We start from the raw sequence: 24,992 nt of genomic DNA on the forward strand, positions 1-24,992 counted from the left end.
ACTACTGGCTCGCCGCCTGGAACTGCCAGGTGGCGGCGCCGGTCTGCCCCTGCGCGAGACCCGCTCCCGCGGTGACCTTGAAGCACAGGAAGACCGGCGCCCCCGCCGCGCCTCCCGTGCCCTGGGTCAACGGGAACGTGGTCGAGCCGGGAACCGTGGTGAGAGCCGTCCCCGCCGGGACGAGGTCGGTGCCCGTCGTGCTGGTCGTGCAGCCGAACGTCGTCGTCTGCAGCAGCTCGTAGGTGAGGTTGGTGACTGTGCCGGTGGACCCCGCGCTGGAGATCGTGACGACGGCGGGGTTGGTGGTGTTCGCCGCCAGCTCGACGGCGAAGGGGGCGGCGGTGACCGCGCCCGGCGACAGGGTCGTGGCGTCGACCGTGAACCCGAGCGTCGCCGGCGAGCCCGCCGTCGCGTGATCGGTGTAGGTCGTGCCGTCGACACTGCCGACGAGGTTGAAGGTCCCCGCCGTGAACGTCCCCCGGGCGAACTCGGAGTCGTTCCAGGCGGCGAGCGTCACGGCGGCCCCGGCGCCGAGCACGAGCCCGGCGGCCAGCACGGCCTTGAGCTTGCGGGCCCGCCGGCTGGGGGCGGGGGCCGCGGGAGTCTCGGTCATGGACACTCCTCCTTTCTTCGTCCGGGTCCGGTCAGGCCCGGCGGGTACGGCGGATGAGGAATCCGGCGCCGCAGGCGATCAGCAGCAGGGCGAATCCGCCCAGGAGGCTGAAGCCGCCAGTGTCGGAACCGGTGTCGGCGAGTCCACCGGCTGTGGCAGCCGGGTCCTCGTAGCGGAAGCCGCCGGCGAGGGTGCCGGTGCCGCACTGGGCCGATCCGGTGACGGTGACCGCGACGGTGCCCGTCCCGGAGGGCGTGACGGCCGTGATCGTCGTGTCGTTCACGACGGTGAACGAGGTCGCCGGTTTCGATCCGAAGAGCACCGCGGTGGCGCCCGCGAAGCAGCTGCCGGTGATGGTCACTGTCGTGCCACCGCCCTGCGGGCCGTGGCCCGGGTCGACCGTCCCGACGGTGGCGCCCGTCTGGTAGGTGAAGGTCGCCGCGGGAGTGGGGCCGACCGGGGTGGTCACCACGATGGGCACCGGACCAACCGCGTGGGGCGGCGTGACGATGGTGATCGTGCCGTCGTCCACAACGGTGAAGGGGACCGAGGCGCCGTCGACCGTCACGGTGGTCGCCCCGGTGAACCCGGCGCCGGAAATCGTGACGGAGGTGCCGCCGATCGTCGGGCCGTGGTCGGGTGCGATGCCGCTGATCGCCGGCGCCCCCTCCAGCGGGGTGAAGGTGAACAGCGCCGGTTCGGAGTCTCCGTTGGGGCTCTCGATGACCAGGTCGTACGTGCCCGGCAGGTGCGCCGGGGTGGTGACCGTGATCGTCGTGTCGTTCACGACGGTGAAGTCGGTCCCCGGGGTGCCCGCCGCGAACGGGACCGCCAGGGCCGCCGCCGAGACGGGGTTCGTGCGGAGCTCGTCGCCGAACACGACCGCCGTCGCCCCGGTGAACCCGGTGCCGGTGATGGTCACGTGCGTGCCTCCGGTCTGCGGTCCGATGTCGGGGACGATGGAGCCGATGACCGGCGGTGCCGCGAGGTACGTGAAGTCGCCCGGCTGGGAGTCGCCGTTCGGGTGCTCCACGACGACCGCCGCGGTCCCCGGGGTCCCCGGCGGGGTGGTGACCGTGATGGTCGTGTCGTCCACGACCGTGAAGCCGGTGCCGTCGACGCCGCCGAAGGTGACGCCGGTCGCTCCGGTGAACCCGGTGCCGGTGATGGTGACGGCGGTGCCTCCCGCCTCCGGGCCGCTGTCCGGGGTGATCGAGGTGATCGCCGGGACGGCCAGGTAGGTGAAGTCGCCGGGCTGGGAGTCGCCGTTCGGGTGCTGCACGATCACGTCGACGTCACCCGGCGTGCCAGCCGGGGTGGTCGCGGTGATGGTGGTGTCGTTCACGACGGTGAACGCGGTTCCGGCGGTTCCGCCGAAGGTGACGCCCGTGGCTCCCGTGAAACCGGTGCCCGTGATGGTGACGGCGGTGCCGCCCGTCTCGGGGCCGCTGTCCGGGCTGATCGAGGTGATCGCCGGCACGGGGAGGTAGGTGAAGGTGCCCGGGACGGAGTCGCCGTTCGGGTGCTGCACCACGACATCCACGTCGCCCGGTGTGCCCGGGGGAGTCGCGACGGTGATGGTCGTGTCGTTCACCACCGAGAAGCCGACACCCGGGGTTCCGCCGAAGGTGACCCCGGTCGCGCCGGTGAAGCCGGTGCCGGTGATGGTGACGGCGGTGCCGCCGGTCTCCGGCCCGCTGGTGGGCGTGAGCGACGTGATCGCGGGGACCTCGAGGTAGGTGAAGTCTCCCGGCTGGGAGTCTCCGTTCGGGTGCTGGACCACGACATCCACGGTGCCGGGAGTGCCGGGCGGGGTGGTCGCGGTGATGGTGGTGTCGTTCACGACGGTGAACGCGGTTCCGGCGGTTCCGCCGAAGGTGACCCCGGTCGCGCCGGTGAACCCGGTGCCCGTGATGGTGACGGCGGTGCCTCCGGTCTCCGGTCCGCTGTCGGGGGTCACCGAGGCGATCGCCGGCAGCTGGTCGAACGTGAAGGCGCCCGGAGCGGAGTCGCCGCCGCCGCCGGTGACGACCACATCGACCGGTCCCGGGGCGTGCGCCGGCGTGGTGACCGTGATCGTGTTGGCGTCGACCACGGTGAACGCGGTCCCCGCGGTGCCGTCGAACGTCACCCCGGTCGCGCCGGTGAACCCGCTGCCGGTGATGGTGACGGCGGTGCCTCCGGTCTCCGGCCCGTGGTCGGGGGCGATCGTGCCGATGGCGGGCGGCCCCACCACCGGGTCGTAGGTGAAGTCGCCGGGGGCCGAGTCGCCGGCCGGCGTGGTGACGATGACGTCGACCGCGCCGGGTGCGTGTCCCGGGCTGGTGACGGTGATGGTGCCGTCATCGACGACGACCACGTTCGCACCAGGGGTGCCGCCGAACGTCACGCCCGTCGTGCCGGTGAACCCGCTGCCGGTGATGGTGACGGCGGTGCCTCCGGTCTCCGGCCCGTTGCCGGGAGTGACGCCGGTGATCACGGGCAGCGGGAGGTAGGTGAACGTCGCCGGGGCGGAGTCCCCGATCGGGTGCTGCACCACGACGTCGACCGGGCCTGCGGCGTGCGCCGGGCTCGCGACGGTGATCGTCGTGTCGTTCACGACGCTGAAGCCGACGCCGGGGGTCCCGTCGAAGGTGACGCCCGTGGCTCCCGTGAAGCCGGTGCCGGTGATGGTGACGGGCGTGCCACCGGTCACCGGTCCGCTCGTCGGGGCGAGGGAGGAGATGGCGGGCAGGGCGACGAAGGTGAAGCTGCCCGGGGCGGAGTCTCCGTTCGGGCTCTGGACGACGACGTCGGCCGCGCCCGGCGCGTGCGCGGGAGTGGAGACGGTGATGGTGGTGTCGTCCACGACCGTGAATGCCGTTCCGGCCGTCCCGCCGAAGGTGACGCCCGTGGCTCCCGTGAACCCGGTGCCGGTGATGGTGACGGCGGTGCCTCCGGTCTCCGGCCCGCTGGTCGGGGTGAGGGAGCCGACGGTCGGTGCCGCGAGGAAGGTGAAGGTCCCCGGTCCCGAGCTGCCGTTGGGTCCGTTCACGACGACGTCGGTCGCGCCGGGCGCGTGCGCGGGAGTGGTGACGGTGATGGTGGTGTCGTTCACGACGGTGAACGCGGTTCCGGCGGTTCCGCCGAAGGTGACGCCCGTCGTGCCGGTGAAGCCGGACCCGGTGATGGTCACCGCGGTCCCGCCGGCCGCTGGACCGCTGGTCGGGGTGAGCGAGTCGACGACCGGCGGGACGGCCAGCGCGTTCGGGCCGACGGACGCCGACGAGAGGTTGAGGGTGAGCGCCTGTGCGTCGGGGAGCACCGAGGCGCGCAGCGCGGTCTCCGTGAAGACACCACCGCTGGTGGCCTGGTTGTTGACCGTCAGCCGGACGACTCCACGCAGCACCGGGTTCAGAGCCGGCACGAGCGTGCCGGCGACGGGCGCGAGTACCGCGGGTCCGAGGGCGGTGACGGCGGCGCCGATCGAGTTCAGCGGGGTCAGCAGGGCGGAGAGGACCGTCCCGAGCGGGATGCCGGCGGCGATGCCCGCCACGCTGATGCCGCTGGTGTCGCCGGCGAGGAGCTGCCCGATCGTCTCGTCGACCGTCACGACCGGGAGTCCGAGCACCGTGGCGGACAGATCGACCGCCAGCGCGTTGGTCGTGTTGGTCAGGACCGTCTGGACCTGTGTGATCAGGCCGCCGAGGATGCCCGTGATCCGGTTGCCCAGCTCGCTGATGACGGCAGCGCTCAGGATGTCGGTGTTCGGCGCCTGGCTCTCGAGACCGGTGATCTGCGAGAGGTCGACCGTGACCGTCCCGGTCCCGAGGTTGATGCTCACACCCGGGTATGCCGGATTCGTGATCTCGCCGGTGAGCAGCGGGGCGACGGCGGCCTGGAGGTCGGAGGCCGTGACGGTGGCGGTGGTGGTGAGCACCCCGGGGATGTTGAGGATGCCCAGCGCGTTCGCCAGCGTCCCGTTCGCTCCCGCGAGCCCGTTGACGAGGTTCTGCACGGTGGTGACCTGGCTGTCGATCGCGCCGGTCAGCCCGGCGACCGTCGCGCTGTGGAAGCTGAGCCCCGCGCCGGCGATCGAGTAGGCGCCCGTGGGCGTGGCGGGCGCAGCCTGCGCCGCACGGGCGCCGGTGACGCCCACGGACAGGTCGAGCTGCGCCAGCTCGTCGAGGGTCGCGGTCGGCAGGCCCAGCGACGACACCGCCTGCGCCAGGTTCACGTGCAGCGGCCCGGGGGCGATCCCGGGCTTCGGCGTGATCCCGGTGCCGACGTCGCCGGAGTCGGAGGTGAGGCCGGAGGCGCCGACCGAGGAGCCGTTCTGGAGTGCCGACGCGTACTGCGACACCACGCCGGCGCCGCCGAGGTCCAGCGGGATCTGGATGCCGCCGGGAGCCGCGATGTTCACGACCCCGAGCACTCCGACGTTCAGGTTGTTCGCATTGGTCTGGTCGGCGCTGCCGGTGCTCGCCGCGGTCTCGCCGCCGAGGGAGGCGATCAGTGCCGCGTCCAGGCCGATCAGCGTGCCGCTGAGGTAGTGGCCGGTCGCGGTGGAGGTGTCGCCGGGGGCTGCCTGCGCGGGCAGGGCCCACAGGCCCGCACCCGCGAGCGTCAGTGCGACGGCCGCGCCTGCGGCGGTGGTGCCGAGCAGCCTGCGCGGGGTCCGTGACCTCCTCTCATCGCGTCTGCGCGCTCCTGTGCCGATGTCGAGACTCGATACCACGATGCAACCCCCAGCGAGAAAGAAATGAGAGACCTTACAGGGAGCCTCGCTGGAGCGGGGAGGGGTCTCAATCGCCCGGACCGGGTGATTCGACGGGCCTCCGTCCGGCGCCTCGACGCGCACGTGCGCACGCCGGCGGATGCCACGGCGGAGAGGGAGTGGCTGCGCGTGAGGTGGAGGCTACAGCAGCCCGAGCGAGCGGGCGTTCTCGACGGCGTGCGCGCGATCGCGGGCGTCGAGCTTCGCGTAGATCGAGCGCAGATGGGTCTTCACGGTGTTGGCGCTGATGCTGTGCTTCACGGCGATCTGCCCGATGCTCTGGTGCAGCGGCAGCTCCCGCAGGAGCTCACGCTCCTTGCCGGTCAGCGCCGGACCGCTCTCGGTTCCGGCGGGGCGCAGACCGAACGACTCCACCGCCTCCAGCACCGAACGGGCGAACTCCTCGCGCTCGCCGAAGCTCCCGATCCGCTCGGAGAGCAGCCGGGCGAAGGCGCCGTCCCGCGCCAGGAAGGGCCGTCGCGTCTCTGTGCGCGCGGCGACATTCAGCGCCTCCAGCAGGCGGGAGCGGACCAGATCCTCGCGACCGCGCTCGGCGGCGTGCTCAGCGAGGAGCAGCCAGCCGAAGACGATGTTGCTGCTGTGCCACGCCGGTGAGCCGGACAGCAGGAGGGACTCCAGCATGGCGTCGTCCGCGTCCTGCGTGTGCGTGCCTTCGTGCGCGATGGACCCGCCCAGGGCGGCCTCCACCGATCGCGGGCCGAGCAGCGAATCGAGCACCTCCACGAGTCCGCGCACCTCGGCGCGCCCCCGATAGTGCATCGTCAGATCGAGGAAGCGGAAAGCCCCCACGGCGATGGTGCGGGTGTTGCGCCGCAGCGCGACGCTGAAGAGGTCCTCCATCTCCTCGAAGACCACACGGGGGTCCTCCTCTTCGTCGAGCCGGAAGAGCAGGTGCAGAGCGCGCGGGCCGATCACGTCGCCGGTGTCGAGCCCCCGCCACCGCGCCTGCACGATGTCGGCGAGGTGCGCCGAGCGGAACGGCTCGCACGACTGGTAGGCGGCCGCGGCGGCGCGCAGGAGCGCACTGGCGGCGACGATGCTGTCGGTGCTCGGTTCGGCGCCGGCGATGCCGGCGAGCCGCCGCTCGAGGTGGTGCACGATCGGCCAGCTCCGCTGCGCCGCGGCCGCCGCTGCGGCCAACTCGAGCCCCAGCATCTGCAGCCAGGGCAGGCCGGTCTCCTCCGCGCTCGAGGCGGCCGCGTCGGCCGCCTCGAGGGCTTCGCCCGGCCTCCCGGAGCGCAGCAGCAGGGAGGCGCGCGCCGCCTCGGCGAAGATGCGGGCGTCGAGGACCGCCAGGGCGCCGCCATCGCCGGCGGGGCGGCGCATCGACTGCGCCACCGCGCGCTCGAGCCGGGCCAGGGAGCGATCGCGGTCCGCCTGGCTGTCACCGTCGCCGCGCAGACCCAGGATGCCGGCGAGCACGAGTTCGCTCTCGGGGGATCGGGCGGGCTCCTCCTCGGCGAGGGCGAGGAAGTGGTCGATGCGGACCGAGTCGAGCCGGGTCGGGGAGGTGACGAGCGCACCGAGCAGGCCGGTCGTCGCGGACATCACGCCGCGGTCCTCGAGGGCGCCCAGGGCGTCGCGGACCGGGCCGGTGTCGCCCGAGAAGACCATCTCCAGGCCGTGGCGGCGGAGGATGTCCTCGACGAGGTCCGTCGACCGGGAGGCGACCGCGTGTTCGAGGCCGCGGCGCAGGTCTCCGCCCGCCAGGTACCAGTGCGCGGCGGTGCGGCGCAGGCCGTCCAGCCGCGGGGCGTCACGCCGGGCCAGCTCGGCGAGCAGGTTACGGCGCAGCGACTCGTCGAAGCGGTATTCGTGGCCCTCCTCGCCGTCGTCGATGCGCTGGAGGAGGTCGTTGCCCTCGCGGAGCCGTTCGACGGTCGCCCCCGCGTCGACGTGCCCGGTCAGCTCGGCGGCGAGCCCGACTCCGAAGGCGGGAACCGCAGCCAGGGAGAGGAGGGCGTCGGCGTCCTCCTCGTCGAGCGCGTGCAGCAGGGTGCCCACGAAGTATTCGTCGGCGCCGACGGGGGAGTGGGTGAGCCGCCGGATCGCGCCCTGCGGGTCACGGGAGCGCGCGAGGGCGGCCACGGCCAGGGTCAGGGTGATGGCCCGTCCGCCGGTGCGGTCGACCAACTCGTAGACGTCCTGGGGAGGGAGGAGCACACCGGCGGAGCGCAGCAGTTCGTCGGCCTCCCGCTGTCCGAACGCGAGGTCCGCGACACCGACCGTGATGAGCGGGCGGGCGGCCGACATGCGGTCGAGCTCCACCGGCTGCGTGCGGCCGCTCAGGACCACGGCGGCGTCGAAGGCGAGCACCGCCTCCTGCAGCAGCTCGCGGTCGCTGTGCGTGCGGATGCGCTCGACGCCGTCGATCACGGCGGTGACGGGACGCCGTTGTGCCCGCACACCGTCGAGGGCCCTCCGCCAGTCGGTGCGGCCGCCGACGCGCGTGCGCCCCATCCCGCCGTCGACCTCGACGAGGAAGCGCTCTCCCGGCTCGGCGTCGCACCAGGAGCGGAGCAAGGCGGTCTTGCCCGTGCCGCCCGACGCGGTGATCGAGACGACGGCAGCGCGCCGCTCTCCGTCGTCCAGGACACGACGGAGCCCGCGACGGTCGACCCGAGTCGCTCCGTCGGGCACGAGTGCCCATCCTGAGATTCCGATCATCCACGTCCCCCGACGTCGTGAGCGTCCGCGTTACTCCTTCGTGTTTCGGATCGTAGGCGCGGGATCAGGACTGGTGCATCACCCGATACGGGTGACACGACTTCTGTGACCAAAGTTGTATTAGGTTAGCCTTACCTAAAGAATAGGCTCATCTGTGACCCACCTTGGAGGGACAGCCCGTGGCCCGAACCAACATGCAGACCACCCGCATCAAGCCGCAACGCTCGGAACTGCTGGTGCTGCACGTGCTCCGGCGCCAGCGCCTCTCGTCCGGCTTCATGCGCGTGACACTCGGGGGAGGGGACATCAGCCGCTTCGTCCCGCTCGGTGGAGACCAGTGGTTCCGGCTCTTCCTTCCCGTCGGAGGGGAGGAGGACGCGCTCAACCGTCTTCCCGCCAAGCTCGATGTCTTCGCGTTCGCGCGCTATCTGGCGATATCGAAGGCGGTGCGGCCGGTGCTGCGCAACTATTCCGTGCGCGCGTTCCGCCCCGACGGCGTCGACGGCCCGGAGCTCGAGGTGGACTTCGTGCTGCACGGGTCCGCAGCCGCAGGGACCAGTGGACCGGCGGCGAGCTGGGCGCAGACCTGCGCCGTCGGCGACGCGGTGGCCATCGTCGACGAGGGCATCTCCTTCACGCCGGCCCCAGGCATCGCGCACGTGCGACTCGTCGCCGACGAGACCGGCGTGCCCGCGGCGGCCAACATCCTGAGCACGCTCGCTGCGGGAACGAGGGGCACAGCCGTGCTGGAGGTCCCGCACGCCGACGACATCCAGCCGCTCTCCTCGCCCGACGGCGTCGACGTGCACTGGGTCGTCCGGGAGGATCCGCACGCGGTCCCGGGGATCGCGGCAGGAACCCGCGCGCGCCTCCTGCCGACCCCCGGCGAGCGCTTCTACGGCTGGGTGGCGGGCGAGTCCGCGCTGGCCATCGCCATGCGCCGCCACTGGATCGCCACGGGCGTCGCGAAGGAGGACATCCTCTTCTGCGGCTACTGGAAGGCCCAGCGCCGCTGACGCCGACCGCCGCGTCGCGCGGCCCGCACAGTCACCCGGCCCAGTCTGTGTAACGTCTCAGAAACACGACCGCGCGCTCCCCGAAACAGTCGTTCCGTAACCTCGCTGGTGTCGATGGAGCCGCTTCCTCAGCCGCTGGCCCACCCCCGGCCGGCCCTGGACCGTTCGCAGGTCGTGCTCCTCGACGCCTCCGAGTCTCCCCGTCCTCGCCGCTGACGGCGGACGCATCGGCGCCCCCTTTCGCCCCCAGAGGAAGGCACCACCCGAATGCACCAGAAACCCAGGCGACACGTGCGCCTCCTCGCCGCGACGGCGGCAGCGCTCGCCGGACTCGGCCTCGCGATCGGCGCCGCGGCCCCCGCGCTCGCCGCTCCCGCGGTCACCGGCGTCTCGATCTCCGCGCCCACGACAGCGACCGCGGGCGACACCTTCGAGGTGACGGTGACGCTCACCGGCGCCACCGACGTGTTCGGCTACGAAGCCGTCCTCGCGTTCGACCCCTCCGTCGTCTCCTACGTCGACGGCAGTGCAGTCGTCCCCGCGGGCGGCTTCGACGCGGTCCACACCGCGAGCGGGTCGGTCGACCTCGTCTACACCCGCCTCGGGACCTCCCCGGCGCTCTCGGGCGACATCGTCTCCACGCTGACGTTCACGGCGACTGCGGCGGGGTCCACGGCGTTCACGGTCCGCTCGCTCTCGCTGGTCGACTCCGCCTCCGCCGTCGTCACGTCCGCCAACGCCGCGACGAGCCCGGCGCTCACCATCACGCCGGCCGCCGTCAGCTCGCCGACCCCGACCCCGACGTCCTCCGCAGGAGGCTCGGGAGACGCCGGCACGAGCGCCGGCGGCACCGGCGGCTCGTCCGCGGTCGACGGCGACCTCGCCTCCACCGGCTCGAACGCGCTCCCGTACGTGATCGGCGCGCTGGCGCTGCTCGCCGCGGGCGCCGCCGCCGTGCTGTTCACCGTCCGCCGCCGCCGCGCGGGAGACGCCCGATGACCGCCCGACCGACCTCGAGGAGCACCACCCCCATGCAGACTCGCACGAAGGGCCGCCGGGTCGCCACGACCGCCGCCACCGCCGCGGCGCTCGCCGCCCTGGTCGCCACCGGAGCGGTCGTCGCACCGGCCGCGAGCGCGGAGCCGGCGCCCGCTCCCACGACCGGAGCGTTCCTGGCCCCGTACTACACCGCCGCCGACCTGACCGGCGACAGCCAGATCACCACCGCAGACCTCGACGTGGTCGCGGCGCACCTCGGCGAGACGTCCGCCTCCGCCGGCTGGTCGGCCGTGTCGAAGGCCGACCTCGACGGGGACGGCACGATCACCGTCGCAGACCTGGTCGGCGTCTCGCACCGCATGATCTACGACGACGGCCCCTTCCAGCTGGTGGAGGCGTCCGCCCTCGACATGCAGGCCGCGATGAACGCCGGCGTGACGACGTCGGTGAAGATCACGCAGGAGTACCTCGCCCGCATCGCCGCCCTCGACCGCACCGTCGTCGACACGGGCACCGGCGGCCGGGCGCTCAACTCGATCATCGCCGAGAACCCCCAGGCGCTGACCATCGCCGCGAAGGCCGACGCCACCCGGGCCGAGAAGGGCATGACGAGCATGCTCCTCGGCGTCCCGATCGCGGTGAAGGACAACTACGACACCGTCGACATGCCCACCACCGGCGGCTGCGGGTGCTGGGACGGCAACCAGACCAGCGACGACGCGACGATGGTGAAGGGGCTGCGCGCCGCGGGCGCCGTCATCCTCGCCAAGGCGAGCCTCGACGAGTTCGCGTACGGCTTCGTGTCGGAGTTCTCGTCGGGCCAGGAGCCGGGCAAGACCCTCCTCGTCGCCAGCCCGCTCAACACGGCGCGGACCGCGGGCGGCTCGAGCGGCGGGACGGGTGCGGCGATCGCGGCCAACCTCGCCGGGATCGGTTTCGGCACCGACACCGGCGGCTCCATCCGCGTCCCGTCGACATACAACTCACTGGTCGGCATCCGTCCGACCGTCGGCCTGACCAGCCGCGAGGGCATCATCCCGCTCGCGCTCAGCCAGGACACGGGCGGTCCGATCGCCCGCAGCGTCACCGACGCGGCCGTCGCCCTCGACGCCGTCACCGGAGTGGATGCGGCCGACCCGATCACCGCCGAGCAGGCCGGCAAGGTGCCCGCCTCCTACACCGCGGCCCTCGACCCCGAGGCGCTGAAGGGCAAGCGGATCGGCATCGTCACCTCGATGCTCGGCACCAACGCCACCGTGACCCGGCTCTGGGCGAGCGCCAAGGCGACGCTGGAGGCGCAGGGCGCGACCGTCGTCGAGCTCACCACCGTCCCGGCAGCGTTCACGGCGACCCTCAACGAGGGCAGCGGCAGCACGAACGAGTTCAAGCACGACCTGAACATCTACATCCAGAACCACCTGGCGCCGACTGTGACCGCGCGCTCGATCGCCGACATCCTGGCGAGCGGCCGCAACGTCACCTCCCGCAACAGCATCTACACCTCGCGGAACAACGTGACGGACGCGCAGTACCAGGCGTGGGCGGGTCCGTCCGGCACGCACACGACGGCGATCGCCACCGGGCAGGCGACGGTCACGCAGCTGATGAACGACAACGGTCTGGACTCGCTCGTGTACCCGAGCGGTTCGCCGTACAGCACCATCAGCACGAACATGCGCCTCAGCCCCAACACGGGCATGCCGGCCATCACTGTGCCGATGGGGCAGGCCGCCGCGGGTGACGGCACCAACCCGATCGTGGGCGCCAACGTCAACCTCGAGTTCCTCGGGCGCGACTACGACGAGAGCGGCATCATCGGCCTCGCGTACGCCTTCGAGCAGGCGACCCACGCCCGCGCGACTGCACCGCTCTACGGCCCCCTGAAGTAACGACACCCCGCGACATTCGGCCCGAATGTCGGGATTCGCTCACGCTTTCCCGACATTCGGGCCGATTCGCGACCTGTGGAATCGAGCGGGCGCGCGTAGCGTTACCGATGAGAGACAGGAGGAGGGGACGTCATGGGCAGCACGGCCACAGATCGCGGCAGGTTCTACGCGGAGGTCGCTGCGGAGTTCCGCCAGCACTACCGCTGCGGTCCGCGCTTCGTCGCGGTGACCGGTGTGCCGGAGGCGGACGCGGCCGGGGCTGCGGACGCGCTGGCGGAGGCGCTCCGAGCGGCGGGAGACACCGTCGAGCGCGTGAGCGTCACGGCCGACACCGCGGCGGACGCGTTCCGTGCGGAGGTCGTCGCACCCTCCCGAACGCGCGAGGGCGTGCTCGTCGTCGACGGCCCGGGCCTGCTCGCGCCGGAGTTCCGCGGGTTCTGGAACTTCTCCCTCTGGGTCGAGCACGATCCGGAGCGCAGCCCGGACTGGTCGTTCGTCGCCACCGGGCGCAAGGATCCGCTCGGGGCGCCGCGCGAGGTCGCGTCCGTCCTGCTGGACGACGCGGACCCCGCACGGCCCCGGAGACTGTTCGCCGACTCCTGCTGACCGTGCCGGCTCTGCTGAGCCGCCCCGCTACGCGTGGGGACGGTCGAAGCGTGCACCCTCGGGCTTGGAGGGGAGCAAGGTGAAGATGAAGACGACCAGGCTGCCGAACGGGACGAACGTCAGGAAGAAGAACGGCCCGGCGAGGTTCGCGTCGTGGAGGCGGCGCCAGAGGATCGCGAGGTGCGGCACGATCGTGCCGAGGATCCACACGAGGATCAGTACACCGGCCACCCAGAACCCCGGTCCCGGCTGAGACGATCCGTCCGCCGAGACGGTGGAGCCGGGCAGGCCGAGCACGAGGGCGAGCACCTCGAGGACGATCCCCACCAGGGCGGAGAACAGTATCCACCACCAGTACTCGCTGCGGCTGGCGCGTCCGGTGAAGTCGGCGTACTTGCGGAAGACGCGCTTGACGGCCGCGCCGAAAGAGGCCCCGTAGAGGGGGGCCCACAGCGGGACGGCCTTAGCAGCGACAGGGGGGACGGGAGGTGCGGGGTTCTCGTAGCTCATGACGATTCCTCTCTGGATGCCGCGCTCCGGAGGGATGTCGGCATCCCCCTCGCCGCGCGCTCGGCGGGTCGGTGCCGGGCGCGCATAGTCAAGCGCATCCCCGGCCTCATCGGAGGGAAATGTGACGCGGCGTGTCCCGCCTGGCCCCCGTTCCGGGGAGGTACAGTCTTCGCTGGGGGGACCCACATTCGTCCCATCTCCGGAGGTCTCCCCGTCCATGCCCCTTCAGGAACGCGCCGAGCGCAGCCGCACGGCGATCCTCGATGCTGCGGCCGCCGAGTTCGATGCGCACGGCTATGCCGGCGCCCGGCTCGACCGCATCATCGAGCGCACGCAGCTCACCAAGGGCGCCGTCTACTTCCACTTCCGCTCGAAGCAGGATCTCGCCGAGGCGCTCGTCGCCGAGAAGTATGCGACCTGGCCGGAGCTCGTGGCGGAGGTGGATGCGAGCGGGGCGACGGGCCTCGCCGCCGCTCGCGAGGTGCTGCGACGGGTGGCCGTCGTGTTCGCCACGGACGCGCGGGTGCGTGCGGCGATGAAGCTGAGCCGCACCGTGCTGACCCCCGAACCCGACGACGACGCGTACGCGCGCTGGTCGGCCGTGGTCGGTCGTTCCCTCGAACAGGCGGCCGAGGCGGGCGAGCTCTCCCCGGGGGCCGATCCCTCCTCTCTCGCGACGGTCGCGGTCCAGGCGTTCTTCGGCGCGTACCTCATCGCCGACGAGCGCGGGAGGCTGGACGGGCTGGAGGCGGACGCCGAGCGGATCTGGGACGTCATCGCGGGCCACGCCTGACCTGACCTCTCCGCTCGCCCGGCGCCGAGCGGCTTCGCGCCCGCTCCCGGCGGCCGGAGGCGCTCACTCCAGCGGCCCGAGCTCCTCCCGCACGAAGCGCGCGAACTGCGCGGCGGCGGCCGACTCCGACCGCGCGGTGTTGCGCGCCAGGCCGACGACCCTGGTCGCCTCGTCGGCGAGCGGCACCGCGACGATCCCCGCCTCGGCCGGTGTGTCCGGGATGAGCGCGACGCCGACGCCGTCACGCACGAGGGCGCGCAGGGTGGCGAGCTCGGTCACCTCGATCACCGGCGCCATGACGACACCGTGCGCCGAGAAGTAGGCGTCGGCGATGTGGCGGAGCCCGGAGCCCGGGCGCAACGAGACGAGCTCGTACGGGGCGAGGTCGTCGACCGTCACCCGTTCGCGGCCGGCGAGCGGGTGCCCGACGGGCACGCCCAGCACGAGTCGCTCGGCCGTGAGCGGGTGCCAGTCGATCCCGGGATCGCGCGGGTCGGGGCTGAGGAAGGCGACGTCGGCCGACCCCTCCCGCAGGGCGTCGAGCACCGTGTCCGCAGTGCCCCCGCGCAGGACGAACCGGATGTCGGGGAACAGCGCGCGGTATTCGCTCACGACGCGTGGGATGAGCCAGCCGCCGAATGACGACACGTACGCGACGGAGACGATCCCCGCGGACGGGTCCCGGAGGGCCGCGATCCTCGCCCGCGCGTTCTCCAGCTCCAGCTCGGCGCGCGCCGCGTGGGCGAGCAGGATCTCCCCGTACTGATTGAGCTCGAGGTGGCCACGCCGCCGGTCGAGCAGCTCGACGCCGGCCTCCGCCTCGAGCCGTGCCAGTGACCGGGAGAGGGTCGACTGGGAGACGCCGAGGGACTGCGCCGCGAGCGCCAGGTGCCCCTCGGCGGCCAGCGCCCGGAAATGGGCGATCTCGTCGATCCGCATGGGACCCATCATGGCGCACGGCGGGCCGGGCAGACCGTTTCCGCGGGGGCCGGAACCCACCCATACACGGGTGGTCGACCAGGACCACCCCCGAAGGCTGCTCAAATGAGCGGTCTACCCCTGAACGAGTTTTCTGTACGTTCACACAAGAGACAGAGTCCCGACGATCGTGGTTCCTACTCTGACCGTCGGATCCATCCCACCCCCACCGACCAGGGAGAGCAATGTCAATCAGGAATGGCAGGGTGTGGCGCGCTGCCACGGCCGCGATCGTCGGAGCCGGCCTGGCAGCCGGCGCCCTCGTCGCGACGCCGGCGTTCGCCAGCACCGACGGCACCGGTGTCGTCATCAACGAGGCCTACCTCTCCGGCGGCAGCGCCGGCGCGGCCTACACGAACAAGTTCGTGGAGCTGTACAACCCGGGCGACGCCGCCGTGAGCCTCAGCGGCTGGAGCGTGCAGTACCGCTCCGCGACCAGCACCGGCGCCGCGAGCGGCGTCGTGCCGCTGACCGGCTCCATCGCCGCCAAGGGCCACTACCTCGTCGCCGGAGGCTCGAACGGCACCAGCGGCGCCGCCCTCCCGACGCCCGACATCGCGAGCAACGCGCTGAACCCCAGCGGCACCACCGGCACCCTGATCCTCTCCAACGCCGCTTCCGCCCTCACCCTGCCCGCGGGCTCGGTCACGGGCGCGGCCGGCGTGGTCGACCTGCTCGGCTACGGCACATCGAACACGTTCGAGAAGGCCAAGGCCCCCGCGCCCTCCGCCAACACGGACGTCAAGTCGCTGAACCGCACGTCATTCACCGACACCGACGACAACAGCGCCGACTTCACCCTGAGCGCGACCATCACGCCGCAGAACTCGGCGACCACCCCCGGAGGCGGCACGACCGACCCGGGCGAGGGAACCGACCCCGGAACCGGGACCGACCCGGGACCCCCGGCCGGCGCGATCGCCATCTCCGAGATCCAGGGAACCGGTGACACCAGCCCGAAGGCGGGCCAGACCGTCACCACCGTCGGCGTCGTCACCGCGCAGTACGCGACCGGCGGCTTCAACGGGTTCTACATCCAGACCCCCGGCACGGGCGGCGCCGTCGACCTGGCCACCCACACCGCCTCCGACGCGGTCTTCGTCTACGGCTCCTCCTACGCCGCTTCCGTCGCCGCCGGCGACTACGTGCAGGTGACCGGCGCCGTCAGCGAGTTCAACGGCCTCACGGAGATCACCGCGTCGAAGCTCGACAAGCTCGACGCGAGCACCGTAACCGCTCCGGCGCCCGCCACGGTCGGCCTGCCCGCCACCGACGCGCAGCGCGAGAGCCTCGAAGGCATGCTGATCGCCCCGCAGGGACCCTTCACCGTCACCGACACGTACTCGACCAACCAGTACGGCGAGATCGGGCTGGCCGCCGGCGAGACCGCGCTGCTGCAGCCCACCGACGTCGCGCGCCCCGGCACCGCGGAGTACACCGCCGCCGTCGCCGACGTGAAGGCCCGCGGCGTCGTCCTCGACGACGGAGCCTCCACCAACTTCCTCAGTGCGGCCAACAAGTCCAAGCCGCTGCCCTACCTGTCGCTGACCGACCCGGTCCGCGTCGGCGCCCCGGTCACCTTCACGAAGCCGGTCGTCCTCGACTACCGCAACAACGCGTGGAAGTTCCAGCCGACCGCTGAGCTGACCCCGGCGAACGCGTCGACGGTCCAGCCCGCCACCTTCGCGAACACGCGCACCGCGGCCCCGGAGAACGTGGGCGGCGACCTCAGACTCGCCACCTTCAACGTGCTGAACTACTTCACCACGACGGGCGACCAGCTGAGCGGCTGCACCTTCTACACCGACCGCGACGGCAACAAGATCACGGTCAACAGCGGATGCGACGCCCGCGGCGCCGCCGACGCGACCAACCTCAAGCGCCAGCAGGACAAGATCGTCGCCGCGATCAACGGCCTGACCGCCGACGTCGTCTCCCTCGAGGAGATCGAGAACTCGGCCCGCTTCGGGCTCGACCGCGATGACGCACTGAAGACCCTCGTCGGCGCGCTCAACGCCGCGGCGGGCAGTGAGGTCTGGGCGTACGTGAAGTCGCCGTCGACCGTGCCGTCCTCCGAGGACGTCATCCGCACCGCCTTCATCTACAAGAAGGCCGTCGCGGAGCCGGTCGGCGCCTCCCGCATCCTGGACGACGCGGCGTTCTCGAACGCCCGCCAGCCGCTCGCTCAGGCCTTCAAGAAGGTCGGCGCGAAGGACGCGAACGCGTTCATCGCCATCGTGAACCACTTCAAGTCGAAGGGCTCCGGCGACGGGGCCGACGCCGACCAGGGCGACGGCCAGGGCGCGTCCAACGCCTCCCGCGTGAAGCAGGCGAAGGCGCTGGTCGCCTTCGCCGACGAGCGCAAGGCCGCCCTCGGCCTCGACAAGGTGCTCCTGATCGGCGACTTCAACGCGTACCTGCAGGAGGACCCGATCACGGTCCTCACCGACGCGGGCTACGTGGACCAGGTCAGCACGCGCACGAGCAAGCACACGTACTCGTTCGGCGGCACGGTCGGCTCCCTCGACCACGTGTTCGCCTCACCCGCCGCCAACGCTGCGATCACGGGCGCGGACGTGTGGAACATCAACTCGGGCGAGTCGATCGCGCTGGAGTACAGCCGGTACAACTACAACGTCACGAACTTCTACGCCGCCGACCCGTACCGGTCGAGCGACCACGACCCGATCGTGGTGGGCCTCGGTCTCGCCGCGAAGCCGGTGACGCTGAACCTGCTCAACATCAACGACTTCCACGGGCGGATCGACGCCAACACCGTGAAGTTCGCGGGCACGATCGAGAAGCTGCGCGCGGAGGGCGGCGAGGGCAACACCCTCTTCCTCTCCGACGGCGACAACATCGGCGCCTCCCTGTTCGCCTCGGCCTCGGCCGGCGACATCCCGACCATCGACGTGCTGAACGCACTCGGGCTGAAGACCAGCGCGGTGGGCAACCACGAGTTCGACAAGGGCTTCTCCGACCTGACCGGCCGGGTGAAGGACGCGGCGGACTTCAGCTACCTCGGCGCGAACGTCTACACGAAGGGCACCAAGAACCCGGCTCTGCCCGAGTACGCGGTGTTCGACGTCAACGGCGTCACGGTCGGTGTCATCGGCGCCGTCACACAGGAGACCCCGACCCTCGTCTCGCCGGGCGGCATCTCGACGCTCGACTTCGGCGACCCGGTGGAGGCGGTCAACCGCGTGGCGAACCAGCTCACCGACGGCGACGCCTCCAACGGCGAAGCCGACGTGATCGTCGCGGAGTACCACGAGGGCGCCGGGGCGGGGACGCCGGACGGCGCGACGCTCGAGCAGGAGGTCGCCGCCGGCGGCGCGTTCGCCGACATCGTCACCAAGACGAGCGCGAAGGTCTCGGCGATCTTCACGGGTCACACGCACAAGCAGTACGCGTGGGACGCCCCGGTACCGGGCGTCGAGGGCGCGACGCGTCCCGTCGTCCAGACCGGCAGCTACGGCGAGAACATCGGCCAGGTCACGCTGACCGTCGACCCCGAGACCGACCAGGTCACCGCCCACACCCTCCGCAACGTCGCCCGCACCACGGACGCCGACGCGGACCTCGTGGCAGCGTACCCCCGGGTCGCGCAGGTCAAGACGATCGTCGACAAGGCCCTCGCCGACGCGGCGGTCATCGGCAATCAGAAGATCGGCTCCGTCACGAAGGACATCACGACGGCGTACGCTTCCGGCCTCCGCGACGACCGCGCGAGCGAGTCCACCCTGGGCAACCTCGTCGCCGACTCGCTGCTGTCGACCCTCTCGCCCGCAGAGCTCGGCGGCGCCGAGATCGGCGTGGTGAACCCGGGCGGCCTGCGCGCCGACCTGCTCTACGGCGCCGACGGCTCCATCACGTATGCACAGGCGAACGCCGTGCTGCCGTTCGTGAACAACCTCTGGACGACGACCCTCACGGGCGCGCAGTTCAAGCAGGCGCTGGAGCAGCAGTGGCAGACGAACGCCGACGGCACCGTGCCGAGCCGGCCGTTCCTCAACCTCGGCCTGTCGAAGAACGTCAGCTACACGTACGACGCCTCCCGCGCCGCCGGCGACCGGGTCACGAGCATCCTCGTGAACGGCGCGCCGATCGACCCGGCGAAGTCGTACCGGATCGGCTCGTTCTCGTTCCTGCTCCAGGGCGGTGACAACTTCCGCGCCTTCGCGGCGGGGAAGGACACCAAGGACTCCGGTCTCATCGACCGGGACGCCTGGATCAGCTACCTGCAGAACACCAGTCCGGTGTCGCCGAGCTTCGCCCGGCGCGGCGTGGCCGTCAGCGGCGCTCCGACCGACACCCTGCAGCGCGGCCAGCAGGTATCCTTCACCGTCTCGAAGCTGAACCTGACCTCCCTCGGCAGCCCGGCGAACACTTCGCTGACGCTCTCGTGGACGGGCAGCGGCACCGACCTGGGCAGCGTCCCGGTCGATGCGAACGGCAGCGCGACCGTCGCGTTCACCGTCCCGGCCGACGCTGCGGGCGCCAGCACCCTGGTGCTGACCGCTCCCGACTCCGGCACCACCGTCACGGTGGCACTGAAGGTCGCGGACAAGCCGGTGGAGAACCCGAAGCCGACGAAGGACCCGAAGGCGGCCAAGGAGTCGGCCCTCACGAAGGCGCTCTTCGGCAAGGTCACCCTCGACAAGACCAGCTACAAGGCGGGCGACCCGGTCCAGGTGACCGTGGACGCGAAGCTCGCCGGCCAGTGGGTCTCCGTCTGGGTGTACTCCTCGCCGAAGAACATCTCGGGCGGCTGGGTGCAGGTGCCGGCGAACGGCGTCCTGAAGCTCACCCTCCCGGCCAAGCTCGACAGGGGCGACCACAAGCTCTCCGTGCAGAACGCGTCGAACGGCGTGATCGGCTGGAGCGCCTTCCAGGTGAAGTCCTCCGGCGGCGGCTGGTGGGACTGGATCTGCGACCTCGCCTGGCTGTGGAACTGGTTCCACAAGCTGTTCGGCTGATCCGCTGATCGGCTGATCCCATCGCGCCGCCATCGGCAACCGAGGCGGCCCGAAGTATGGGGAAAGCGCCGAGGCGGCCGAGAATCGGCCGCCTCGGCTCGCCGTCAGTGCGGCCGGGGCTCCACGCCCAGGCGGCGGCAGGATTCGTCGTAGAGGGCGACCACTTCGCGCCGCACTTCGGGGCGTTCCGTGATCGGGCCTCCCGGCCACGGCACGCGCACCTCGGCGGTCGTGCCGTCGGCGAGCTCCACGCGCCAGTCCCCGCCGTCGCCGTCGAATGCGGTCATCTCCGCGCCGACCGCCTCCGGCCACCCGAACGCCCGCACGATCAGGAGGTTGTCGCCGGTGTGGTCCGCGTTCATGTGTCCGAGCACGCCCGCCAGGGTCGCCTCATCGAATCCGTGCGCCATCCCTCCATCTTCGCTCACCCATCGCCCGGCGGCGAAGCGGCGGAAACTCCACGCGAAACCACCCAGGCGGCGAAGAATTCGCCGTCTCGGGAGCGGCTCAGTCGAAGTAGAGGGGGCGGTGGAGTGTGCAGCCCGGGTTGAAGGGGGCACGGCAGGCGGGGCAGGAAGCGACGGCCAGGTACTCGCCCACGGTCAGCTCGGCGCCGCAGACGCCGCAGAGCACGGCCCGCTCGTCGTCGGAGCCGGCCGGCCACGGCCGCGCGGGATGGTCCGCCGCCTCCGCGTGGCACAGGTGGCACGGGTAGTACTCGCCGCAGCACGCGAAACGGATCGCGATCACGTCGAGCTCGCTGCGGTAATGGATGCACCGGGTCTGCTCGTCGACGGTCGGCCCGAGGACGCGCGGCCGACCCCCATCCGGCGCCCCGCCGCTCACCGCACGCCCCGTGCGGTCAGGGCGTCGCCGAGCTGGTCGGCGTGCTTGAGCGCGACGACGAGGAACGGCACCGCGAACAGGCGGAGGCTCGCCCGGCCGCCGCGGGCGCGCTGGGCCTCGCGCACGTCGTGGGCGAGGCGGGCGAGCACGGGGAGGGTGCTGAAGGTGACCGTCAGCAGCAGCGCGGCCCGCTGCGGGTCGAGGCGCACGCGGGCGAGGGGGGCCAGCCCGCGCTCGATCGCGTCGAGCAGGGCGGTGACGCGCGTGGTCAGCACCAGCAGAGCGGCGAGCACGACCGCGGCCGTCACGCGCGCGGTGTTCGAGACGGCGGGCTCTACGCCCAGGAAGATCAGCTGCCCGGCGAGCGTCACGACGACGACCCAGCGCACCGCGACGACCTGCCGTCCGAGTTCACGCAGGCCGAGACCCGCGGCGAGGTAGGCGATCACGCACACGGCGGTCGCCGCGGCGGCGGTCCACCACACCGACGGCAGCAGGGAGACCGCCAGCACGAGCGCCAGCAGCACGAGCGTCTTCGGCCCGGCGGGCATGCGGTGCAGGAGGCCGTCTCCGGGCCGGTAGAGCGTCACCATCGGATGCTCGCCTCGTACTCGGCCACGATGTCGGCGGGCGTGCCGATTCCGGCGACCCGGCCGTCCGCGAACAGCACCGCGACATCGCAGCGCTCCGCGAGAGCCAGGTCGTGGGTGACGAGCACCAGCCGGTGGCCGTGCTCCTCCGCGAACAGGTGGTCGGCGACGCGGCGGGCGTTGCGGGCGTCGAGGAAGGCGGTGGGCTCGTCGGCGATCACGAGCTCGGGATGCCGGATGAACGCCCCGCAGAGCGCGAGCAGCTGCTTCTGGCCGCCCGAGAGATCGTGGGAGGACCGCTCGGCCAGGTCCGTGAGCCCGAACCGTGCGAGTGCGCCCGCGACGCGTTCGGCCGCCTCGGCGCGGGTCGGCTTCTCGGCGCGCAGGGAGAACGCGACGTCCTCGGCCACGGTCGGCAGCACGATCTGCGCGTCCGGGTTGCTGAAGACGACCGCGACGCGACGTCGCAGCTCCGCGGACTGCCGCGCGGGATCGAGCCCGAGCACCTCGATGCGGCCGGCGGTCGCCGGTGTGAGGCCGCCGAGCAGTCGCGCGAAGGTCGACTTGCCCGAGCCGTTCTCGCCGATCACCGAGACCGTGCGCGCGTCCAGGTCGACGGCGACATCGCGCAGCACGTCGGCGTCGCCGAGGCGCACGGTCACGCCGTCGAGTCGGATTCCGCTCATCGGACCACCTCCAGCACCGCGGCCACCCCGAGACCGCCTCCGACCGACGCCGCGGCGACACCGATCGTCCCCGCGGGCGCGCCGGAGCGCACGAGCCGGCTGAAGAGACGCACGACGCCGACCGCGCCGCTGGCGCCCCAGGGGTGCCCGAGCGCGAGCGCTCCGCCGTCGGCGCAGACACGGGCGTCGTCGTCCACGATGCCGAGGCGGTCGAGCACGGCCAGGCTCTGCGCCGCGAACGCCTCGACGATCTCGAACGCGGCCACGTCGCTCGTCCGGAGACCGGCACGGCCGAGCGCCGCGAGCACCGCCGGGGCGGCTCCGATTCCGGGGAGGGCGGGGTCGCAGCCGACGACGGCATGTGCGCGGACGGCGAGACCGACGGGCCGGCCGCCGCCGTGCGTGCGGCCTCCGACACCGGCTCCGCCGCCCTGCGCGCCGGGCACCAGCACCACGGCCGCGGCGCCGTCGCCGATCCGTGTCGCGGTGCCGGCCGTCAGCGATCCGCCCGCGAAGAGTGCGGGCAGCCGGGGGAGCAGGCGTTCGGCCCCGCCGATCGCGTCGTCCGCGGTCATGCCGGCGAGGGGGACGATCTCCTCCGCGAACCGACCGGCGACGAGGGCCGCACGCGCGCGGGCGTGGCTGCGTGCGGCGTGGGCGTCCTGGCGTGACCGGGGGATGCCGTCGTGCTGTGCCAGGCCCTCCGCCGCCTCCGTCATGCCGGGATCGGGCCACCCGTCGGGTGCGAAGGCCGCGCGGTCGTAGGCGACGCCGTCCAGGGAGCGCACCGGGGCGGTGGAGGCGCTCTCCACCCCTCCGGCGACCCGGGCGCGCTCATCGCCGGCGCGGATGGCCGTGGCCGCGTCGATGATCGCGGCCAGACCGCTCCCGCATTGCCGGTCGACGGTCGCGCCGGGGACGTGCGCCCCCAGGCCGGCGGCGAGTGCGGCGACGCGTGCCGGGTTGCCTCCGGGGCCCATGCAGTTGCCCAGGACGACGTCTGCGACCTCGATCCGCCCCCCGGTCGCCCGGGCGGCGTCGGTCAGCGCGGAGCGGATGACGGGCGCGGCGAGGTGCTCCACCCGCAGCGCGGCCAGCGCGCGGCCGCGCGTCCCGATCGGGGTGCGCCGGGCGGCGACGATCACCGGAGCGCTGCGCTCAGCCAATGCGGTCCACCTCCCCGGCGGTGGCGCGGCGTGCCGTCTCGGCGCGCGCCGCCTTCCCGGACGCGGTGCGGGGCAGGTCGGCCACGAACCAGCGCCGCGGCCGATGCGCAGGCGCGAGGCGCTCGTCGGCTGTGCGGCGCAGCTGTGCGAGGTCCGGCATCCCGTCGGCGGACGGTTCGATCACCGCCGCGACGAGCGCGCCGACCCGCCCGCGGGGCAGCGCGAAGACGACAGCGTCGCGCACGCCCGGGATCGCGCGCAGGACGCTTTCGACCTCCTCCGGCACGATCGTCGCCGAGGCGCTCAGGATGGCGTCGTCCGCCCGGCCGAGCAGACGCAGCCGTCCGTCCGTCAGCTCGGCGCGGTCGCCGACGGTCGCCCAGTCGCCGTCCCGTCGCAACGGCTCGGGGCCGTCGGAGGCCGCCGCGTACCCGAGCGCGGTGTACGGCGACCGCACCCACAGCTCGCCGTCGCGCACGTCGAGCTCCACCCCGGGAAAGGCGCGCAGGCCGTCTCCGGTGTCGATCGCGACGTACGACAGTTCCGCGGCGCCGTAGTACGCGGCCACTCGGATGCCGCTCTCTTCCGCCTGCCGGCGCAGGCGCGGGTCGAGGTGCGAGCCGCCGACGAGGGCCGTACGCAGTCGCCGGGGAGCACCGGCCTCCAGGAGGGCGCGCAGGGCATGGGGTGTCCCGTGGAAGGCCGTCGCCTCCGCGGCGTCCTCCGCCGTGAGCACGTGCCCGTGCGGCAGGAGCGGGCGGGGTCCGGCGCCGTCGAGGGCGTGCGCCAGCGAGAAGAGCGTCAGTGAGGAGGCCGGCGGCGCGGGGAGGGCGACGGCGTCGCCGGGTCCGGCGTCCAGCAGGTCGGCGATCGCCGGGAACGACGCCGCCCAGGAGGCTGCGGTGCGCTGCACGATGCGCGGGGCCCCGCTGCTGCCCGAGGTGAGGGTCGCCCACACCGCGTCGGGATGCGGTCGGGTGCCGTCCACCACCGCGCGCACCGTGTCCCATTGCGCCGCCGGTGCTCGCTCGTCCACGACGAGCGGCACGTCGCCTGCCGCGTGCGCCGCACTCACCCCCGCGAACACGGTGCGCGCCGGTCCCCGGAGGGCGACGAACCGGTGAGCGGTCACGGGGCCGGCGTGGTCGTCGTCGCGGCCTCCGGCTCTCCGGCAGGCACGCCCGCCACGGAGCCCTGCCCCGCGGACGCACCTGCGCGTGCCCCGGTGCCGCGCAGGCGCCACGTCCGACGGAACGCCCGCGGGTAGGCGCGCACCAGCGTCGAGACGATGATCGTCGCCAGCACGGCCTTCACCAGGTCGCCGGGCACGAACATCAGGCTCGTGAGCACGGTCTCGCCGAGGGGCAGACGGGTGACCAGACTCTGCACCGGGATGCCGACGGCGTAGATCACGAGGATGCCGCCCACGACCATCCCGAGAACGGTCCGCCACCACACCGGCTTGCGCCCCGCCGCATGCACGATCAGGCCGATGACGAGGGCGCCCACGATCCAGCCCAGCGCGTATCCGGCCGACGGGCCGAGGAAGACGCCGATGCCGCCGCGCCCGCCCGCGAGCAGCGGCAGGCCCGCGGCGACGAGCGCCAGCAGCACCGCCATCGAGAGCGCGCCGAGCCACGGGCCGAGGATCGCGCCGGCGAGCATGACGCCCAGGGTCTGCGCCGTGATCGGGACGCCGCCGAAGAAGGTGAAGCCGCCGGGGAGGCCGAGAACGGCGACGATGGCCGCGAACACGGCGACGCGCGCGAGGTCGGTCGCGTCGAGGCGCCGACGGGCGGCGGGAGCGGGGGCACTGGTCATGATGGGATCCTCACCTGAACACTGTTCACCTGAACAGCGTTCACTATAGTGGGATC

The 24,992-nt window shown here is 72.5% G+C and carries 18 protein-coding genes; 6 read left to right on the forward strand and 12 right to left on the reverse strand.

Annotated features, from left to right (window positions below):
• Window position 1 precedes the first annotated feature (1 nt).
• The 3 genes from LLS1_RS07370 to LLS1_RS07380 all read right to left on the reverse strand — a co-directional run bounded on the left by LLS1_RS07370 (window position 2) and on the right by LLS1_RS07380 (window position 8,030).
• The gene (locus LLS1_RS07370) at window positions 2–613 is read right to left on the reverse strand and encodes a SipW-dependent-type signal peptide-containing protein (protein WP_226654410.1); all 612 of its coding nucleotides are present in this window, start codon (window positions 611–613) and stop codon (window positions 2–4) included.
• A 31-nt stretch (window positions 614–644) separates the two neighbouring features.
• On the reverse strand, window positions 645–5,330 hold the full coding sequence (locus tag LLS1_RS07375) for an IPT/TIG domain-containing protein (RefSeq protein WP_226654411.1): 4,686 nt from the start codon (window positions 5,328–5,330) through the stop codon (window positions 645–647).
• Between the two features lie 180 nt (window positions 5,331–5,510).
• Window positions 5,511–8,030, reverse strand: coding sequence for a LuxR C-terminal-related transcriptional regulator (locus LLS1_RS07380; protein ID WP_226654413.1), 2,520 nt, complete (start codon window positions 8,028–8,030; stop codon window positions 5,511–5,513).
• A gap of 206 nt (window positions 8,031–8,236) precedes the next feature.
• Between LLS1_RS07380 and LLS1_RS07385 the strand changes: the two genes are divergently transcribed.
• The 4 genes from LLS1_RS07385 (at window position 8,237) to LLS1_RS07400 (ending at window position 12,567) form a co-directional block, all read left to right on the forward strand.
• On the forward strand, window positions 8,237–9,073 hold the full coding sequence (locus LLS1_RS07385; RefSeq protein ID WP_226654415.1) for a siderophore-interacting protein: 837 nt from the start codon (window positions 8,237–8,239) through the stop codon (window positions 9,071–9,073).
• A 291-nt stretch (window positions 9,074–9,364) separates the two neighbouring features.
• Entirely contained in the window at window positions 9,365–10,072 is a 708-nt protein-coding gene (locus tag LLS1_RS07390; RefSeq protein WP_226654417.1) for a cohesin domain-containing protein, read from the forward strand.
• A gap of 32 nt (window positions 10,073–10,104) precedes the next feature.
• Entirely contained in the window at window positions 10,105–11,961 is a 1,857-nt protein-coding gene (locus LLS1_RS07395; protein WP_226654419.1) for an amidase family protein, read from the forward strand.
• A gap of 132 nt (window positions 11,962–12,093) precedes the next feature.
• A complete protein-coding gene (locus LLS1_RS07400) occupies window positions 12,094–12,567 on the forward strand; it encodes a hypothetical protein (protein ID WP_226654421.1) in 474 nt (157 codons plus the stop codon).
• 27 nt (window positions 12,568–12,594) lie between these two features.
• Here LLS1_RS07400 and LLS1_RS07405 read toward each other — a convergent pair whose 3' ends face one another.
• Window positions 12,595–13,077 (reverse strand): DUF805 domain-containing protein, encoded by a 483-nt coding sequence (locus tag LLS1_RS07405; protein ID WP_226654422.1) that lies wholly within the window; start codon window positions 13,075–13,077, stop codon window positions 12,595–12,597.
• Window positions 13,078–13,294: 217 nt separating this feature from the next.
• Here LLS1_RS07405 and LLS1_RS07410 point away from each other — a divergent pair, with 217 nt between their 5' ends.
• Window positions 13,295–13,870, forward strand: coding sequence for a ScbR family autoregulator-binding transcription factor (locus tag LLS1_RS07410; protein ID WP_226654424.1), 576 nt, complete (start codon window positions 13,295–13,297; stop codon window positions 13,868–13,870).
• Between the two features lie 63 nt (window positions 13,871–13,933).
• Here LLS1_RS07410 and LLS1_RS07415 read toward each other — a convergent pair whose 3' ends face one another.
• Window positions 13,934–14,809, reverse strand: coding sequence for a LysR substrate-binding domain-containing protein (locus LLS1_RS07415; protein ID WP_226654425.1), 876 nt, complete (start codon window positions 14,807–14,809; stop codon window positions 13,934–13,936).
• Between the two features lie 224 nt (window positions 14,810–15,033).
• Between LLS1_RS07415 and LLS1_RS07420 the strand changes: the two genes are divergently transcribed.
• Window positions 15,034–19,827, forward strand: a complete 4,794-nt coding sequence (locus tag LLS1_RS07420) for an ExeM/NucH family extracellular endonuclease (RefSeq protein WP_226654426.1) — start codon at window positions 15,034–15,036, stop codon at window positions 19,825–19,827.
• Between the two features lie 104 nt (window positions 19,828–19,931).
• On the opposite strand, the gene LLS1_RS07425 is transcribed toward LLS1_RS07420, so the two are convergent.
• From LLS1_RS07425 to LLS1_RS07455, 7 genes are all read right to left on the reverse strand, one after another.
• Window positions 19,932–20,237 carry a DUF2470 domain-containing protein gene (locus LLS1_RS07425; RefSeq protein WP_226654427.1) on the reverse strand — a complete coding sequence of 102 codons (306 nt, stop codon included), beginning with the start codon at window positions 20,235–20,237 and terminating at the stop codon, window positions 19,932–19,934.
• Between the two features lie 97 nt (window positions 20,238–20,334).
• Window positions 20,335–20,673 (reverse strand): CHY zinc finger protein, encoded by a 339-nt coding sequence (locus LLS1_RS07430; RefSeq protein WP_226654429.1) that lies wholly within the window; start codon window positions 20,671–20,673, stop codon window positions 20,335–20,337.
• On the reverse strand, window positions 20,670–21,266 hold the full coding sequence (locus LLS1_RS07435) for an energy-coupling factor transporter transmembrane component T (protein ID WP_226654430.1): 597 nt from the start codon (window positions 21,264–21,266) through the stop codon (window positions 20,670–20,672). The genes LLS1_RS07430 and LLS1_RS07435 overlap by 4 nt, the downstream gene beginning before the upstream one ends.
• Complete coding sequence (locus LLS1_RS07440) at window positions 21,260–21,949, reverse strand: energy-coupling factor ABC transporter ATP-binding protein (RefSeq protein WP_226654431.1); 690 nt, start codon at window positions 21,947–21,949, stop codon at window positions 21,260–21,262. The genes LLS1_RS07435 and LLS1_RS07440 overlap by 7 nt, the downstream gene beginning before the upstream one ends.
• Window positions 21,946–23,115, reverse strand: coding sequence for a thiolase family protein (locus LLS1_RS07445; protein WP_226654433.1), 1,170 nt, complete (start codon window positions 23,113–23,115; stop codon window positions 21,946–21,948). Before LLS1_RS07445 ends, LLS1_RS07440 begins: the two co-directional genes overlap by 4 nt.
• Window positions 23,108–24,247: a fatty acid--CoA ligase family protein gene (locus LLS1_RS07450; protein WP_226654435.1), complete on the reverse strand. Its 1,140-nt coding sequence runs from the start codon at window positions 24,245–24,247 to the stop codon at window positions 23,108–23,110. Before LLS1_RS07450 ends, LLS1_RS07445 begins: the two co-directional genes overlap by 8 nt.
• A complete protein-coding gene (locus tag LLS1_RS07455; protein WP_226654437.1) occupies window positions 24,244–24,936 on the reverse strand; it encodes a biotin transporter BioY in 693 nt (230 codons plus the stop codon). The genes LLS1_RS07450 and LLS1_RS07455 overlap by 4 nt, the downstream gene beginning before the upstream one ends.
• Between the last annotated feature and the right edge of the window lie 56 nt (window positions 24,937–24,992).

Source organism: Leifsonia sp. LS1 (genome assembly GCF_020521355.1).
Taxonomy (GTDB): Bacteria; Actinomycetota; Actinomycetes; order Actinomycetales; family Microbacteriaceae; genus Leifsonia.

Excerpts from the sequence above, each read along its gene's own strand:
- LLS1_RS07370 (WP_226654410.1), bottom strand. The coding sequence starts at position 613 with ATGACCGAGACTCCCGCGGCCCCCGCCCCCAGCCGGCGGGCCCGCAAG.
- LLS1_RS07395 (WP_226654419.1), top strand. The coding sequence starts at position 10,105 with ATGCAGACTCGCACGAAGGGCCGCCGGGTCGCCACGACCGCCGCCACC.
- LLS1_RS07400 (WP_226654421.1), top strand. The coding sequence starts at position 12,094 with ATGGGCAGCACGGCCACAGATCGCGGCAGGTTCTACGCGGAGGTCGCT.
- LLS1_RS07405 (WP_226654422.1), bottom strand. The coding sequence starts at position 13,077 with ATGAGCTACGAGAACCCCGCACCTCCCGTCCCCCCTGTCGCTGCTAAG.
- LLS1_RS07410 (WP_226654424.1), top strand. The coding sequence starts at position 13,295 with ATGCCCCTTCAGGAACGCGCCGAGCGCAGCCGCACGGCGATCCTCGAT.
- LLS1_RS07415 (WP_226654425.1), bottom strand. The coding sequence starts at position 14,809 with ATGCGGATCGACGAGATCGCCCATTTCCGGGCGCTGGCCGCCGAGGGG.
- LLS1_RS07420 (WP_226654426.1), top strand. The coding sequence starts at position 15,034 with ATGTCAATCAGGAATGGCAGGGTGTGGCGCGCTGCCACGGCCGCGATC.
- LLS1_RS07425 (WP_226654427.1), bottom strand. The coding sequence starts at position 20,237 with ATGGCGCACGGATTCGATGAGGCGACCCTGGCGGGCGTGCTCGGACAC.
- LLS1_RS07435 (WP_226654430.1), bottom strand. The coding sequence starts at position 21,266 with ATGGTGACGCTCTACCGGCCCGGAGACGGCCTCCTGCACCGCATGCCC.
- LLS1_RS07440 (WP_226654431.1), bottom strand. The coding sequence starts at position 21,949 with ATGAGCGGAATCCGACTCGACGGCGTGACCGTGCGCCTCGGCGACGCC.
- LLS1_RS07455 (WP_226654437.1), bottom strand. The coding sequence starts at position 24,936 with ATGACCAGTGCCCCCGCTCCCGCCGCCCGTCGGCGCCTCGACGCGACC.